This is a genomic window from Streptomyces sp. R28 (genome assembly GCF_041052385.1).
Taxonomy (GTDB): domain Bacteria; phylum Actinomycetota; class Actinomycetes; order Streptomycetales; family Streptomycetaceae; genus Streptomyces.
In genome coordinates, this window is record NZ_CP163439.1 from 8,042,509 (window position 1) to 8,059,728 (window position 17,220).

Annotated in this window: 1 protein-coding gene (only partly in view); it reads left to right on the top strand. The window is 71.4% G+C overall.

Going from position 1 to position 17,220, the window contains the following annotated elements; genetic code table 11:
- Positions 1–18: 18 nt before the first annotated feature.
- Positions 19–17,220, top strand: partial view of a type I polyketide synthase gene (locus AB5J49_RS35675; RefSeq protein WP_369172973.1) — the 5' portion only. The gene runs 12,543 nt beyond the window's last position; the window shows 17,202 of its 29,745 coding nt (coding positions 1–17,202); it begins with the start codon at positions 19–21; the stop codon falls past the right edge of the window.

Here is a 17,220-nt window from a genome sequence, read left to right on the forward strand (position 1 = left end):
TGAAGTGTGGAGTGCATGATGGCTAGTTCGGCTGACAAGGTTCTCGAAGCGCTGCGCGCGTCGCTCAAAGAGGTAGACCGGTTGCGGCGGGAGAACACCCAGCTCACCGATGCGGCGCGGGAACCGATCGCGATCACCGGGATGAGCTGCCGCTACCCGGGAGGTGTGACGAGCCCCGAGGGCCTGTGGAACCTGGTCGCGTCCGGGACCGACGCGGTCACCGGGTTCCCGACCGACCGCGGCTGGGACCTGGAGCGGCTCTACGAGGAGGCCCACGACAACGCGGTCACCTTCGAGGGAGGCTTCGTCGACGGGGTCACGGACTTCGACGCGGGCTTCTTCGGGATCTCCCCGCGCGAGGCGCTGGCGATGGACCCGCAGCAGCGCGTGCTCCTCGAGGAGTCCTGGAAGGCCCTGGAACGGGCGGGAGTCGACCCCTCGTCGCTGCGCGGAACCGCGACCGGCGTCTTCGTCGGAGCCCAGTCGTCCGGGTACGAGACGAGCCTGCGGCAGTCGAACGAGAACGTCGCGGGCTACTACGTCACCGGCACCGCCGGAAGCGTCGTCTCCGGGCGCGTCTCCTACTCCCTGGGCCTGGAGGGCCCGGCCGTGACGATCGACACCGCGTGCTCGTCGTCGCTCGTGGCCCTCCACCAGGCGGTGCAGGCACTGCGCCAGCGCGAGTGCTCCCTCGCGCTGGCCGCGGGTGTGACCGTGATGAACAACCCCGGCGCGTTCGCCGAGTTCAGCCAGCAGGGCGGTCTCGCGGCGGACGGCCGCTGCAAGTCCTTCGCGGCCGCCGCCGATGGCACCGGCTGGGCCGAGGGCGTGGGCGTCCTGGTGGTGGAGCGGCTTTCCGACGCGCTCCGCAACGGGCGCGAGGTCCTCGCGGTGATCCGCGGCTCCGCCGTGAACCAGGACGGCGCCAGCAACGGCCTGACCGCGCCGAACGGCCCCTCGCAGCGCCGTGTCATCCGCGCCGCGCTGGCCAACGCCGGCCTCTCGCCCGCGCAGATCGACGCCGTCGAGGCGCACGGCACCGGCACCGTCCTCGGCGACCCCATCGAGGCGCAGGCCCTCGTGGAGACGTACGGCCAGGACAGGCCGGAGGGCAGGCCGCTGTTCCTCGGCTCGATGAAGTCCAACTTCGGTCACGCACAGGCCGCTTCGGGCGTCGCCGGTGTGATCAAGATGGTGATGGCGCTGCGGCACGCCGCCCTGCCCCGGACCCTCCACGTCGACGAGCCGACGCCGCACGTGGACTGGTCCGCCGGGTCCGTCGAGCTCCTGACGGAGCCGGTGGAGTGGCCGCGGACCGGGCAACCGCGCCGTGCCGGCGTCTCCTCCTTCGGCGTGAGCGGCACGAACGCACACGTCATCGTCGAGCAGGCCCCCGCGCGCGAGGAAAAGCCGTCCACCGACGGATCCGGGCAGGACCGGACCCTGCCGATCGTCCCCTGGCTCGTCTCGGGCGCGACCGGCGAGGCACTCAAGGCACAGGCCGGCGAACTCCTCGCCCACCTGGAGAACGCCACCGCACACGAATCCCACGCCCTGGACGTCGGCTTCTCGCTCGCCACGGGACGCGCCGCTCTGGAACACCGAGCCGTGGTCCTCGCCGACGGACATGCCGGACTCGTCGACGGCATCCGGGAGTTGAGCGCCGCCGGCGACGGCCCGGCGGTGGGGCGCGGCGTGGCCGCGCCCGGACGTCTGGCGGTGCTGTTCTCGGGCCAGGGCTCACAACGGTCCGGAATGGGCCGGGAGTTGTACGAGACATACCCCGCCTTCGCGGAGGCGTTCGACGCGGTGTGCACGGAGCTGGACCGTCACCTGGACCGGCCGCTGCGTGACGTGGTCTTCGAGGGTGGTGAGCTGCTGGACCAGACACAGTTCACGCAGGCGGGTCTGTTCGCGCTTGAGGTGGCGCTGTTTGAGCTGGTGACGTCGTGGGGTGTGAAGCCCGACTTCCTGCTGGGCCACTCGATCGGCGAGCTGTCGGCTGCGTACGTCGCCGGCGTGCTGTCCCTGGAAGACGCTGCCGCTCTCGTGGCTGCCCGCGGCCGCCTGATGCAGGCTCTCCCGACCGGCGGGGCGATGGTCTCGCTCCAGGCGACGGAGGACGAGGTCCTCCCGCTGCTGGTCGACGGCGTATCCGTCGCCGCCCTCAACGGCCCCCGCTCCACGGTGATTTCGGGCGACGAGGAAGAGGTCCTCCGGATCGCCGCACACTTCGAGGCCGAGGGGCGCAAGACCAAGCGCCTGCGGGTCAGCCATGCCTTCCACTCGCCGCGCATGGACGCCATGCTCGACGACTTCCGCGCCGTCGCGCAGAGCCTCACCTTCAACGCCCCCGAGATCGCGATCGTCTCCAACGTCACCGGCGCGGTGATTCCCGCACGGGAGATCCGTACGGCGGAGTACTGGGTGCGCCACGTCCGCGAGGCCGTCCGCTTCCTCGACGGCATCCGCACCCTGCAGAACCAGGGCGTGACCGCGTACCTGGAACTGGGCCCCGACGGAGTGCTCTCCGCCATGGCACAGGACTGCCTCACCGACGGCACCGAGGACACCCTTTTCGTCCCCGCGCTCCGCAAGGGACGCGACGAGGCACGCACGTCCGCCGCCGCACTCGCCGAACTGCACGTGCGCGGCAAGGCGGTCGACTGGGCGACGTACTTCTCCGGTACCGGTGCCCGCCGCGTCGACCTGCCCACCTACGCCTTCCAAGGGCAGCGCTACTGGCCGCATGTCCCCGAGGACCATGCCGTCGTGGGCGGCGAGGGCGGCAACACCCCCGAAGAGGCCCGGTTCTGGGACGCCGTAGAACGCGAGGACCTGCAGTCGCTCGTCGACGCCGTACGCCCCGACGACTCCGCCCCGCTGGCCGACGCGCTCCCGGCGCTCGCCGCCTGGCGACGGCAGAGCCGCGACAACTCCACGGCCGACGAATGGCGTTACGGCATCAGCTGGAAGCCCGCCACGGCCGGCCCCGCGGCACAGCCGTCGGGCAGCGCGCTGACGGGCAGCTGGCTCGTCGCCATCCCCCACGGCGCCGCTGACGACCCCTTGGTGCGCAGCACGATCGACGCCCTCTCCGCGCACGGCGCCACGGCGCTGCCGCTGCACGTCGACGCCTTCGCCGCCGACCGCACGACACTCGCGCACGACCTAGCCCAAGCCCTCCAGGACTCCGGACAGGACGCCGGGCAGCCGACCGGCGTGCTCTCCCTCCTGGCCCTGGACGAGGAGCCGCACCCCGACCACCCCGTGGTGGTCGCGGGCATGGCCGGCACGCTCGCGCTGGTCCAGGCGCTCGGCGACGCGGAGATAGACGCGCCGCTCTGGCTCGGCACGCGCGGAGCCGTCTCCGTCGGCCGCTCCGACCCGCTGACCAGCGCCGCCCAGGCCGCGCTGTGGGGACTCGGCAGGGTCGTCGGCCTGGAGTGCGCCCACCGCTGGGGCGGGCTGGTCGACCTGCCCGCCACGCTGGACGAGCGCGCGGCCGGCCGGCTGTGCGCGGTCCTCGCCGACGCCGGCGAGGACCAGGTGGCCGTGCGCTCCTCCGGAACCTTCGTACGTCGACTCGTCCGCGACCCCCGAGGAGAGAGCACCGACGGCTCGACGTGGACGCCGCGAGGCACCGCGCTCATCACGGGCGGTACCGGTGCGCTCGGTCGGCATGTGGCCCGCTGGCTGGCCAAGGGCGGCGCGGAGCGCCTGATCCTCACCAGCCGCCGCGGCCCCGACGCACCCGGAGTCGCCGAACTCGTCGACGAACTCCAGGAGTTCGGCACCCAGGTGACCATCGTCGCCTGCGACATCGCCGACCGCGCAGCCGTCGCCGCCCTGATCGAGCAGACCACCGCCACGCCGGACGGCGAGCAAAGCGCCCTGCGGACCGTCGTGCACGCCGCGGGCGTGGGCACGGCCACACTGCTGTCCGAGGCCACCACCGAGACGCTCGCCGCGGAGCTGTCCGCCAAGGTCGCGGGCGCCGTCCACCTGGACGAACTGCTCGAAGGCCACGACCTCGACGCCTTCGTCGTCTTCTCCTCCGTCGCCGGAGTCTGGGGCAGCGGCGGCCAGAGCGGCTACGCCGCCGCCAACGCCTACCTCGACGGACTGGTCCAGCGCCGCAGGGCACGCGGCGTCCCCGCGACCGCGGTCGCCTGGGGGGCCTGGGCCGGCGGCGGCATGGCCGACGGCGAGGAAGGCGAGCAGCTGCTGCGCCTGGGCATCCGCTCCATGGAGCCCGCCCCCGCGATCGCCGCGCTGCAGCGGGCACTGGACTGCGACGACACCCTGGTAACCGTCGCGGACATGGACTGGACGCGCTTCGTGCCGGTCTTCGCCGCGGCACGCCCCCGCCCGCTGATCGGCGACCTCGCCGAGGCGCGCGAGGCGCTGACGACCCCCGCAGGACCCGACGGGACGACCGGCCCGGCAGAGGGCCCGTCTCCCCTGGGCGAACGGCTCGGGCACCTGAGCGCCACCGAGCGCACCGAGGCACTGACCGAACTGGTCAGGCGCCAGGCCGCCGTCGTACTGGGACACGGCTCGATGGACGGAGTCGATCCCGACCGGGCCTTCCGTGAGCTCGGCTTCGACTCGCTCACCGCCGTCGAACTGCGCAACAGGCTCACCGCCGAGACGGGCCTGAGCCTCCCGACCACCATGGTCTTCGACCACCCGACGCCGGCCGTCCTCGCCCGGTTCCTCGACGCCGAACTCGCCTCCGAACTCGGCGGCAGGTACGGGACCTCCGACACTCACCAGGCGTCCGCCACGGGCACGCGCGCCCCGGCCGGCGGCACCGCGGCCGCCGAGGACGACGACCTGATCGCCATCGTCGGCATGAGCTGCCGCTACCCCGGCGAGGTCGAGAGCCCCGAGGACCTGTGGCGGCTCCTCGCCACCGGCGGCGACGGCATCACCGGCTTCCCCACGACCCGTGGCTGGGACCTGGAAGGCATCTACGACCCCGACCCGGCCAACCCCGGGACGAGCTACACCCTCCAGGGCGGCTTCCTGCACGGGGCGGGCGCCTTCGACGCCGGGTTCTTCGGGATCTCGCCGCGTGAGGCGCTGGCGATGGACCCGCAGCAGCGGCTCCTCCTCGAAGCCTCCTGGGAGGTCTTCGAGCGTGCGGGCATCGACCCGACGTCGGTGCGCGGCGAGCAGATCGGCGTCTTCGCCGGAGCCTCCTCGTCCGGATACGGCGCCGGCGCCGCCCAGACCCCCGAGGGAGGCGAAGGCCACCTCATCACGGGCACCGCGACGAGCGTGGTCTCCGGCCGCATCGCCTACATGATGGGCCTGGAGGGCCCGGCCGTGACGGTCGACACCGCGTGCTCGTCGTCCCTGGTCGCCCTGCACCTCGCCGCGCAGGCCCTGCGCCAGGGCGAGTGCAGCATGGCGCTCGCGGGCGGCGTCGCCCTCCTCGCCACCCCGGCCGCGTTCGTGGAGTTCTCCCGCCAGCGCGGCCTCGCTGCGGACGGCCGCTGCAAGCCCTTCGCGGAGGCGGCGGACGGCACGGGCTGGTCCGAGGGCGTGGGCGTGCTCCTGGTGGAGCGCCTGTCCGACGCGCGGCGCCTGGGCCACGAGGTCCTCGCGGTGGTGCGGGGCAGCGCGATCAACCAGGACGGCGCGTCCAACGGCCTGACCGCCCCGAACGGCCCGTCGCAGCAGCGTGTGATCCGTCAGGCCCTGGCGAACGCGGGCCTGTCGGCATCGCAGGTGGACGCGGTGGAGGCGCACGGCACGGGCACCCGTCTCGGTGACCCGATCGAGGCCCAGGCGCTCATCGCGACCTACGGCCAGGAACGCGCCGACGGCCGCCCGCTGTGGCTGGGCTCGATCAAGTCCAACATCGGTCACGCCGCGGCGGCGGCCGGCGTGGGCGGCATCATCAAGATGGTCATGGCGATGCGGGAGGGTGTGCTGCCGCAGACGCTGCACGTGGATGAGCCGTCCTCGCACGTGGACTGGTCGGCGGGGGCGGTTGAGCTCCTGGCGGAGTCGGTTGCGTGGCCGGAGACGGGCGAGCCGCGGCGGGCCGGTGTCTCGTCGTTCGGCATCAGCGGCACGAATGCGCATGTGGTGCTGGAGCAGGCGCCGGAGGTGGAGGAGCCGGAGGCGGTTGCGGGTCCGGTGGCGTTGCCGGTGGTGCCGTGGGTGGTGTCGGCGAAGTCGGAGGCGGGGCTGGCGGGGCAGGTGGATCGGCTGCGGTCGTTCGTCGCCGAGCGGCCGGGCGGGTCTGAGTTGTCGCCGGTGGATGTCGGGTTCTCGCTGGTGACGACGCGTGCGGTGCTGGGGCATCGGGCGGTGTTGATCGGTGAGCGGACGGTTCAGGGTTCGGTGTCGCCCGGGAAGACGGGTGTGCTGTTCTCGGGGCAGGGCTCGCAACGGGCGGGCATGGGTCGGGAGTTGTATGAGGCGTATCCCGTCTTCGCGGATGCGTTTGATGCGGTGTGTGCGGAGTTGGACCGTCATCTGGAGCGGCCTCTTCGTGAGGTGGTGTTCGAGGGTGGTGAGCTGCTGGGGCAGACGCAGTTCACGCAGGCGGGTCTGTTCGCGCTTGAGGTGGCGCTGTTTGAGTTGGTGACGTCGTGGGGTGTGAAGCCCGACTTCCTGCTCGGGCACTCGGTTGGTGAGTTGTCGGCTGCGTACGTCGCCGGCGTGCTGTCCCTTGAAGACGCTGCTGCTCTCGTGGCGGCGCGGGGTCGTCTGATGCAGGCGCTTCCGGCTGGCGGGGCGATGGTGTCGTTGCAGGCGGCGGAGGATGAGGTCCTCCCGTTGCTGGTTGAGGGTGTGTCCATCGCAGCCCTCAACGGGCCCAACGCCACGGTGATTTCGGGTGACGAGGCGGCGGTTCTTGAGATTGCCGCGCGCTTTGAGGGTGAGGGTCGTAAGACCAAGCGGTTGCGGGTGAGTCATGCGTTCCACTCGCCGCGTATGGACGGGATGCTCGACGACTTCCGCGCGGTCGCTCAGGGGCTGACTTTCAATGCCCCTCAGCTGTCGATCGTCTCGGATGTGACGGGCGAGGTCCTGTCGGCCGAGGATGTGCGGGACCCGGAGTACTGGGTGCGCCACGTCCGCGAAGCCGTTCGTTTCCTGGACGGCGTCCGGGCCTTGGAAGCGGAGGGTGTGACCAGGTTCCTGGAGCTGGGTCCGGACGGAGTGCTGTCCGCGATGGCACAGGACTGCGTCACGTCTGACTCCGGTGAGGGGCTTGCCTTTGTGCCCGTGCTTCGGAAGGACCGTGAGGAGCCGGGTTCGCTGGTCGCGGCGCTGGCCGAACTGTACGTACGGGGCATGGGAGTTGACTGGTCGGCGTACTACGCCGGCAGCGGTGCGCGACGGGTCGGATTGCCGACGTATGCCTTCCAGAGGCAGTGGTACTGGGCCGCGGCGCCGACGACGCTTCTCGGTGACATGACCGGCGTCGGTCAGCACTCCACGGAGCACCCGCTTCTGGGCGCGGCGATATCGCTCGCCGAGGGCGATGGACTCGTGTTGACGGGGCGCCTTTCTCTTCAGTCGCATGCGTGGCTTGCGGATCATGTGGTGTTGGGTTCGGTGTTGTTGCCGGGTACGGCGTTTGTGGATCTGGCGTTGTTCGCGGGGGAGAGGGTTGGTTGTGGGGGGCTTGAGGAGCTGACGCTGGAGGCGCCGTTGGTGGTGCCTGAGCGTGGTGGGGTGTCGGTTCAGTTGTCGGTGGTGGCGGCGGGTGTGGATGGTCGTCGTGGGGTGAGTGTGCATTCGCGGCCGGCTGATGATGCCGAGGGCGAGTGGGTGTGTCATGCCCGGGGTGTGCTGTCGGCCGAGGCCGGGGCCGTGGGCGTGGGTGAGGGGCTTGAGGTGTGGCCCCCGCGCGACGCGGTGGCCGTGGATGTCGAGGGCTTCTACGAGGGACTCGCCGGACTGGGTTACGGGTACGGCCCCGTCTTCCAGGGGCTGCAGTCCGTCTGGAAGCGCGACGACGAGGTGTTCGCGGAGGTGTCCCTTCCCGAGGGCGCAGACGCCGACGGGTTCGGCGTACACCCCGCCTTGCTGGACGCCGCACTGCACGCGATGGGCCTGACGTCCGGGGACGGCGAGACGATCGAGGGTGGTTCGCCTGGTCTGCCGTTCGCGTGGTCGGGGGTATCGCTGTCCGCGGTGGGTGCGCGGGTGTTGCGGGTGCGGATCGTGCGCTCGGGTTCGGGTGTGTCGTTGCTGTTGGCTGACGGCTCGGGTGCGCATGTGGCGTCGGTGGAGTCGTTGGCGTTGCGTCCGGTGACTGCTGAGCAGTTGCAGGGTGCGGGCAGTGGTGGTGTGGCTCGGGATGCGTTGTTCCGGGTGGAGTGGTCGGCGCTGGCTGTGCCTGCGGACGCGGGCGAGTCCGAGGTGCGGGTCGAGGACCTGAGTGGGCTCGGTTCCGGTGCAGAGGGTGTTGTTGCGCGGACGCATGAAGTGACTGGTCGTGCCTTGGAGTTGGTGCAGGGCTGGCTGGCGGATGAGTCGGCTGGTCAGGCGCGGCTGGTGGTCGTGACGCGGGGTGCGGTGGCCCGTGACGGGGCTGAGGTGCCGGATCCGGTGCAGGCGGCGGTGTGGGGTCTGCTGCGTTCGGCGCAGACGGAGAACCCCGACCGTTTCGTCCTGGTGGATCTGGACGGGGATGAGGCGTCGCAAGCGGTGCTGTCCGCGGCGGTGGCTTCGGGTGAGCCGCAGTTGGCGATCCGGCGCGGTGAGGTGTTCGTGCCGCGGCTGGCGCGGGCCGTTGTTGCCGATGAGCAGCCGGTGGGTGTGCTGGATGGCCAGGGCACGGTGCTGGTGACCGGTGCGAGTGGTGCGCTGGGTGGTCTGGTGGCCCGGCACCTGGTGGCCGAGCGGGGCGCACGCAGCTTGCTCCTCGTGTCTCGGCGCGGTGAACAGGCTCCAGGTAGCCGTGAGTTGGTGGCGGAGCTGGAGGAGCTGGGAGCCGCGGTGCGGGTGGCCGCGTGTGACGTAGCCGACCGCGACGCCCTGGCGGCGGTGCTGGACGCCGTGCCCGCCGAGCATCCGCTGGTGGGTGTCGTACACACGGCGGGTGTCCTGGACGACGGCATCCTCTCCTCCCTCACCCCGCAACGCCTGGACGCGGTGTTGCGTCCGAAGGTGGATGCGGCCTGGCATCTGCACGAGTTGACGCGTGACTTGGATCTGTCGCTGTTCGTGTTGTTCTCGTCGGCGGCGGCGACGCTGGGTTCGGCGGGGCAGGCGAACTACGCGGCGGCGAACGCGTTCCTGGACGCGCTGGCGGAGGTCCGGTGTGGTGAAGGGCTTGCGGGTCAGTCGCTGGCCTGGGGTCCGTGGGCCGAGGGCGGCATGCTGGGCCGGCTCGATGACGCCGACCTGCAGCGCATGGCACGTGCCGGTCTGCCCGCTCTCACGGCAGAGCAGGGTCTCGCCCTCTTCGACGCCGCCGAGCACACGGGCTGGGGAGCGGTGCTTCCGCTCCGGCTCGACCTCGCGGTGCTCCGCCGTGGCGCCGCGTCCAACGGTGTGACGCCGCTGCTGCGCGGCCTCGTACGCGTCCCGAAGCGCCGTACCGCGAAGTCGGCCGCGGCCGAGTCGGCGCTCGCCGACCGGCTGGGCGGCCTCGGCGAGGCGGACCGCACCGCGATGGTCATGGACCTCGTGCGCGGTGAGGTCGCCCTCGTCCTCGGTCACGCGTCGCGGGACGCCGTAGTGCCGGCGCAGGCGTTCAAGGAGCTGGGCTTCGACTCGCTCACGGCGGTGGAGCTGCGCAACAGGCTCAACACCGAGACCGGTCTGCGGCTGCCCGCGACGCTCGTTTTCGACTACCCCACGCCTGAAGCGCTGGCCCAGTTCATCCTGGACGAGGTCGCGCCCCGCGAGGCCGACCTGGACCACGGGCTTCCCACGGTGCTGGGTGCGACGGACGAGCCCATCGCCATCGTCGGCATGAGCTGCCGCTACCCCGGCGGGGTGCTCAGCCCGGAGGACCTGTGGCGGCTGGCGGTGACCGGCGGCGACGGCATCGCACCCTTCCCGACCGACCGCGGCTGGGACGTGAGCGGCCTGTACGACCCCGACCCGGAGAGCCGCGACACGTCGTACACGGCTGAGGGCGGATTCCTCTACGACGCTGGGAAGTTCGACCCGGCGTTCTTCGGTATCTCGCCGAACGAGGCGCTGGCGATGGACCCGCAGCAGCGGCTCCTCCTCGAAGCGACGTGGGAGGCCATCGAGCGCGCCGGCATCGACCCGGCCTCGCTGCGCGGCAGCCGCACCGGCGTGTTCGCCGGAATGATGTACCACGACTACGCCTCGCAGGTCGCCTCCGTGCCGGAAGGCGTCGAGGGCTTCCTCGGGATCGGCACGTCGGGCAGCGTCCTGTCCGGCCGAGTGGCGTACACCTTCGGTCTTGAGGGGCCGACGATGACGATCGACACGGCGTGCTCGTCCTCGCTGGTCGCCCTGCATCTGGCCGTCCAGGCCCTGCGCAAGGGCGAGTGCACGATGGCGCTGGCCGGTGGTGTGACGGTGATGTCCACTCCCGGGGCGTTCATCGAGTTCTCCCGCCAGGGCGGCCTCGCGGCGGACGGCCGCTGCAAGTCGTTCGCGGCGGGAGCGGACGGCACGGGCTGGTCCGAGGGCGTCGGCATGCTCCTGGTGGAGCGCCTTTCCGACGCGCGGCGCCTGGGGCACGAGGTACTGGCGGTCGTCCGCGGTTCCGCGGTGAACCAGGACGGCGCGTCCAACGGCCTTACCGCCCCGAACGGTCCGTCCCAGCAGCGTGTCATCCGCCAGGCCCTGGCCGACTCCGGTCTGCAGGCCTCACAGGTGGACGCGGTGGAGGCGCATGGTACGGGTACGACGCTGGGTGACCCGATCGAGGCGCAGGCGCTGATCGCGACGTATGGCCAGGGCCGTCCGGAGGGGCGTCCGCTGTGGCTCGGTTCGCTTAAGTCGAACATCGGTCACACGCAGGCGGCTGCGGGTGTCGCTGGGATCATCAAGATGGTCATGGCGATGCGGCACGGTGTGTTGCCGCGGACGCTGCACGTGGATGAGCCGACGCCTCAGGTCGACTGGTCGGCGGGGGCTGTTGAGCTCCTGACGGAGGCCGTGGCGTGGCCGGAGACAGGGGACGCGCGTCGTGCGGGTGTCTCGTCGTTCGGCGTCAGCGGTACGAATGCGCATGTGCTGCTGGAGCAGGCGCCGGAGGTTGAGCGGCCGAGGCCGGTTGTGGGGCCGGTGGTGTTGCCGGTGGTGCCGTGGGTGGTGTCGGCGAAGTCCGAGGAGGCTTTGGCGGGGCAGGTGGAGCGGCTGAGGTCGTTCGTCGCCGAGCGTCCCGAACTGTCTCCCGTGGATGTCGGTTTCTCGCTGGCTACGACGCGTGCGGTGCTGGAGCACCGGGCGGTGCTGATCGGTGAGCGGACGGTACAGGGTTCGGTGTCGCCCGGGAAGACGGGTGTGCTGTTCTCGGGGCAGGGCTCGCAACGGGCGGGCATGAGCCGGGAGTTGTACGAGGCGTATCCCGTCTTCGCGGGCGCGTTCGACGCGGTCTGCGCGGAGCTGGACCGTCACCTGGACCAGCCCCTGCGTGAGGTCCTCTTCGACGGTGGTGAGCTGTTGGATCAGACGCAGTTCACGCAGGCGGGTCTGTTCGCTCTGGAAGTCGCGCTGTTTGAGCTGGTGACGTCGTGGGGTGTGAAGCCCGACTTCCTGCTCGGGCACTCGGTTGGTGAGTTGTCGGCTGCGTACGTCGCCGGCGTGCTGTCCCTTGAAGACGCTGCTGCTCTCGTGGCGGGGCGGGGTCGTCTGATGCAGGCGCTTCCGGCTGGCGGGGCGATGGTGTCGTTGCAGGCGGCGGAGGATGAGGTCCTCCCGTTGCTGGTTGAGGGTGTGTCCATCGCAGCCCTCAACGGGCCTAGCGCCACGGTGATTTCGGGTGACGAGGCGGCGGTTCTTGAGATTGCCGCGCGCTTTGAGGGTGAGGGGCGTAAGACCAAGCGGTTGCGGGTGAGTCATGCGTTCCACTCGCCGCGTATGGACGCGATGCTCGACGACTTCCGCGCGGTCGCACAGGGGCTGACCTTCAACGCCCCGCAGCTGTCGATCGTCTCGGACGTGACGGGCGAGGTTCTGTCGGCCGAGGAGGTCCAGGACCCGGAGTACTGGGTCCGCCACGTCCGCGAGGCCGTCCGTTTCCTGGACGGCATCCGCACGCTGGAATCCGCGGGCGTGACCGCGTTCCTGGAGCTGGGCCCCGACGGAGTCCTCTCCGCGATGGCCCAGGACTGCGTGACATCCGGCTCCGGCGTCGAGGAGCTCACCTTCGTAACCGCCCTCCGCAAGAACCGTGACGAGCCGGAGAGCCTGCTCACCGCCCTCGCTGAACTCCACGTACACGGCAAGGCAGTTGACTGGTCGTCGTACTACGCCGGCACGGGTGCCCGCCGCGTCGACCTGCCCACCTACGCCTTCCAGCATGAGCAGTTCTGGCTGGTCTCGTCGCCGGTTGGGTTGAGCGACGCGAGGGCGCTGGGGCAGAGCGCGGGGGAGCATCCGTTGCTGGGTGCGAAGGTGGTGCCGGCTCAGGGGGACGAGTTCCTGTTCACGAGCCGGTTGTCGGTGGACTCGCATGCCTGGCTGGCCGATCACGTGGTGATGGGCTCGGTGCTGCTGCCGGGCACGGCGTTCGTGGACATGGCGCTGCACGTGGGAGAAGCCGTCGGCTGTCGGGTGTTGGGCGATCTGACGCTCCAGGCGCCGTTGGTGCTGCCCGAGCACGGTGCGGTGGCCGTCCAGGTGGCCGTGGGTGCTGTCGAAAGTGACGGCAGCCGTGCGTTGACGGTGCATTCACGGCCGGCGGAGGACGCTGACGCGGAGTGGACGCAGCATGCGGTCGGAACGCTGTCCGCGGGTCCGATCGCCGCGAGTGACGCGTTGGAGCAGTGGCCGCCGCGCGACGCGATCGCCGTAGAGGTGTCGGGTCTGTACGACGACCTGGCCGAACTGGGCCTGGGATACGGCCCTGCGTTCCAGGGACTTCGGGCCGCCTGGCGGAACGGCGACGACCTGTACGCCGAAGTGGCCCTCCCCGAAGGGGTGGATGCCACCGGGTTCGGTGTGCACCCGGCGCTGCTCGACGCCGCGCTGCACTCCCTGGGCCTGCCGGGTGGCGGCGACGCCGGAGCGGACGGCCGGGCCGGTGCGGCGGGGCTGCCGTTCGCGTGGAGCGGGGTCTCGGTCTCCGCTGTGGGCGCGACGGTCCTGCGGGTCCGGATCAGCCCGGCGGGTTCCGGTGTGTCCCTGACCGTGGCCGACAGCGTCGGTGCCCCGGTCGCCCACGTCGACTCGCTCGCGCTGCGCGCGGTGTCGCAGGAGCAGGTTGCCGAGGCAGGCCACAACGCGACCCGCGACGCGCTGTTCCAGGTGGACTGGGTCGGGCACGCGGTGGCGGAGGAGCGGGTCGAGGCGCGCTGGGCGGTGCTCGACGACGCGGTTGCCGTACCGGGTGTGCGCTACGCCGATCTGGAGGCGCTCGCCGCCGCACTGGGTGTGGGCGAGTCGGTGCCGGGCGTGGTGGCGGTGTCGTTCGCGGGTGCGGGCACGGTCGACGACATCGGTGACGCCGGTGACGTCGTTGCCCGTACGCATGAAGTGTCCGGTCGCGCCCTGGAGTTGGTGCAGGGCTGGCTGGCGGACGAGCAGTTCGGGCAGGCGCGGCTGGTGGTCGTGACGCGAGGTGCGGTGGCCTGCAACGACGCCGAGGTGCCGGATCCGGTGCAGGCGGCGGTGTGGGGTCTGCTGCGTTCGGCGCAGTCGGAGAACCCCGACCGTTTCGTCCTCGCCGATCTCGCCCCGGACCTGGCCGTGGAGCTCGAAGGCGATGCGGCATCACGGGCGGTGCTGTCCGCGGCGGTGGCGTCGGGTGAGCCGCAGTTGGCGATCCGGCGCGGTGAGGTGTTCGTGCCGCGGCTGGCGCGGGCCGTTGTTTCCGCCGAGCGGCCGGTGCGCGATCTCGACGGTCAGGGCACGGTCCTGGTGACGGGTGCCAGTGGTGCGCTGGGTGGTCTGGTGGCCCGGCATCTGGTAACGGAGCGCGGCGTACGCCACCTGCTCTTGCTGTCCCGGCGCGGTGAACAGGCCCCAGGCAGCGCTGAGTTGGTGGCGGAGTTGGAGGAGCTGGGTGCCGGGGTGCGGGTGGCCGCGTGTGATGTGGCTGACCGTGACGCTCTGGCGGCGGTGCTGGACGCCGTGCCCGCCGAGCATCCGCTCGTGGGTGTCGTACACACCGCCGGTGTCTTGGATGACGGTGTGCTGTCCTCGCTGACTCCGGAGCGTTTGGATGTGGTGTTGCGTCCGAAGGTGGATGCGGCCTGGCATCTGCACGAGTTGACGCGTGATTTGGATCTGCCGCTGTTTGTGCTGTTCTCGTCGGCGGCGGGTGTGTTCGGTGGTGCGGGTCAGGCGAACTATGCGGCGGCGAATGCGTTCCTGGACGCGTTGGCTGAGGTGCGGCGTGGTGCGGGGCTTGTGGGTCAGTCGCTGGCCTGGGGTCCGTGGGCGGAGAGTGGCATGCTCGGGCGCCTCGATGACGCCGAGGCACAGCGCATGGCCAGGTCCGGTGTTCCGCCGCTCTCGGCCGAGCAGGGCATCGAACTCTTCGACGCCGCCGAAGGCGTGGACCGCGCGGCGCTGGTGCCGGTGCGGCTCGACCTCCCGGTGTGGCGCAAGCGCGCCGCCACCGAGGGGGCGCCGCATCTCTTCCGCGGGCTGGTCCGTGTCCCGGGCCGCCGTGCGGCCACGTCGGGTGAGTCCGGATCGGGCTTCGCCGTACGCCTGTCCGGCCTGTCGCCCGACGAGCGGATCCGCTACGTCGACGGCCTGGTCCGTGGCCAGGTCGCGGTGCTGCTCGGCTACGGCTCCGGCGACGCGATCAAGTCCCGGAGCGCGTTCAAGGAGCTCGGCTTCGACTCGCTGACCGCCGTCGAACTGCGCAACCGGCTCAACACGGCGACGGGCCTCCGCCTGCCGGCGACCCTCGTCTTCGACTACCCGACCCCCGGCGAACTGGCGGAGTTCCTGGTCGGCGAGGCGCTGGGCACGGAGCCCGAGGCGGCCACGGCCGCTCCGGCGCCGCGGCTCGCGGACGACGAGCCGATCGCGATCGTCGGCATGGCCTGCCGCTACCCCGGCGGGGTGACCGACCCCGAGGACCTCTGGCGGCTGGTCGCCACGGCAGGAGAGGGAATCGCGGGATTCCCGACCGACCGCGGCTGGAACCTGGACGGCCTCTACGAACCGGATGCCGACCGGGAAGGCAAGTCCCGCACCATCGAGGGCGGATTCCTCTACGAGGCAGGGAAGTTCGACCCGGCGTTCTTCGGGATCTCGCCGCGTGAGGCGCTGGCGATGGACCCGCAGCAGCGGCTCCTCCTGGAGACCTCCTGGGAGGCCGTCGAGCGGGCGGGCATCGACCCGGCCTCGCTGCGCGGCAGCCGCACCGGTGTCTTCGCGGGCTTGATGTACCACGACTACGCGGCCCGGCTCGGCTCCGTGCCCGATGGCGTCGAGGCGTTCATCGGCACGGGCAACTCGGGCAGCGTGGCGTCCGGCCGTGTCTCGTACACGTTCGGCTTCGAGGGTCCCGCGGTGACCGTGGACACGGCGTGCTCGTCGTCCCTGGTCGCGCTGCACTGGGCGATCCAGTCGCTGCGGTCGGGCGAGTGCTCGATGGCGCTGGCCGGCGGTGTCACCGTCATGGCGACCCCGGCGACGTTCGTGGAGTTCTCGCGGCAGAGGGGCCTCGCGGCCGACGGCCGTTGCAAGGCGTTCGCCGACGCGGCGGACGGCACCGGCTGGTCCGAGGGCGTCGGCATGCTCCTGGTGGAGCGCCTGTCCGACGCGCGCCGCAATGGTCACCGGGTCCTTGCGGTCGTGCGAGGTTCGGCGGTGAACCAGGACGGTGCGTCGAATGGTCTGACGGCGCCGAACGGTCCGTCGCAGCAGCGTGTGATCCGTCAGGCTCTGGCGAATGCGGGGCTGTCGGCGTCGCAGGTGGATGCGGTGGAGGCGCATGGCACGGGAACGCGTCTCGGCGACCCGATCGAAGCCCAGGCGCTCATCGCGACGTACGGGCAGGAGCGTCCGGAGGACCGGCCGCTGTTGCTGGGTTCGATCAAGTCGAACATCGGCCACACGCAGGCCGCCGCGGGCGTCGCCGGAATCATCAAGATGGTCCAGGCCGTACGTCATGGAGTGCTGCCCCAGACGCTGCACGTGGACGCGCCCTCCTCGCACGTCGACTGGTCGGCGGGGGCCGTCGAGCTCCTGACCGAGTCGGTGGCCTGGCCGGAGACGGGCGAGCCGCGGCGTGCTGCGGTGTCGTCGTTCGGCATCAGCGGCACGAACGCGCACGTGATCGTGGAGCAGGCGCCGGACGCGGAGCCTGTGGTGACGGAGTCCTTGGCCGAGTCCGCGCCGGTCGTGGGCGCGAGTGTGCCGCTGGTGCTGTCGGGGAAGTCGGAGGGGGCGCTGCGGGCTCAGGCGGAGCGGTTGCGGCTGGTCGTCGAGGGCGGCGGGCTGCCGGAACTGCCTGCTGTGGGGCGGGCGTTGGCGTTGGGTCGGTCGCGGTTCGAGCACCGTGCGGTGGTGCTGGCGGGTGGGCTGGAGGAGCTGCGGTCGGGTCTGGAGGCGGTCGCGCTGGGCGGCGGTTCGGCCGCTGGTGTGGTGCGTGGTGTCGTGGGTTCCTCGGCTCGTCCGGTGTTCGTGTTTCCCGGTCAGGGTGCGCAGTGGCAGGGCATGGCGGCGGGGCTTCTGGAGTCCTCGCCGGTGTTCGCGGCGCGGATGGCGGAGTGTGGGGCGGCGTTGGAGCCGTTCACGGACTGGCGCCTGCTGGACGTCGTACGGCAGGAGGCGGGTGCACCGGGCTTTGGCCGGGTGGATGTGGTGCAGCCGGTTCTGTGGGCGGTGATGGTGTCGCTTGCGGAGTTGTGGCGGGCGTGTGGTGTGGAGCCGGCTGCGGTGATCGGTCATTCCCAGGGGGAGATCGCGGCGGCGGTCGTCGCGGGTGGTCTGTCGCTGGAGGACGGTGCGCGGGTGGTGGCGCTGCGCTCCAAGGCTCTGCTGGCGTTGTCCGGTGGCGGTGGGATGGTCTCGGTGTCGTTGCCGGTGGTGGAGGTGCGTGAGCGCCTGACGGCCTGGGAGGGTCGTATC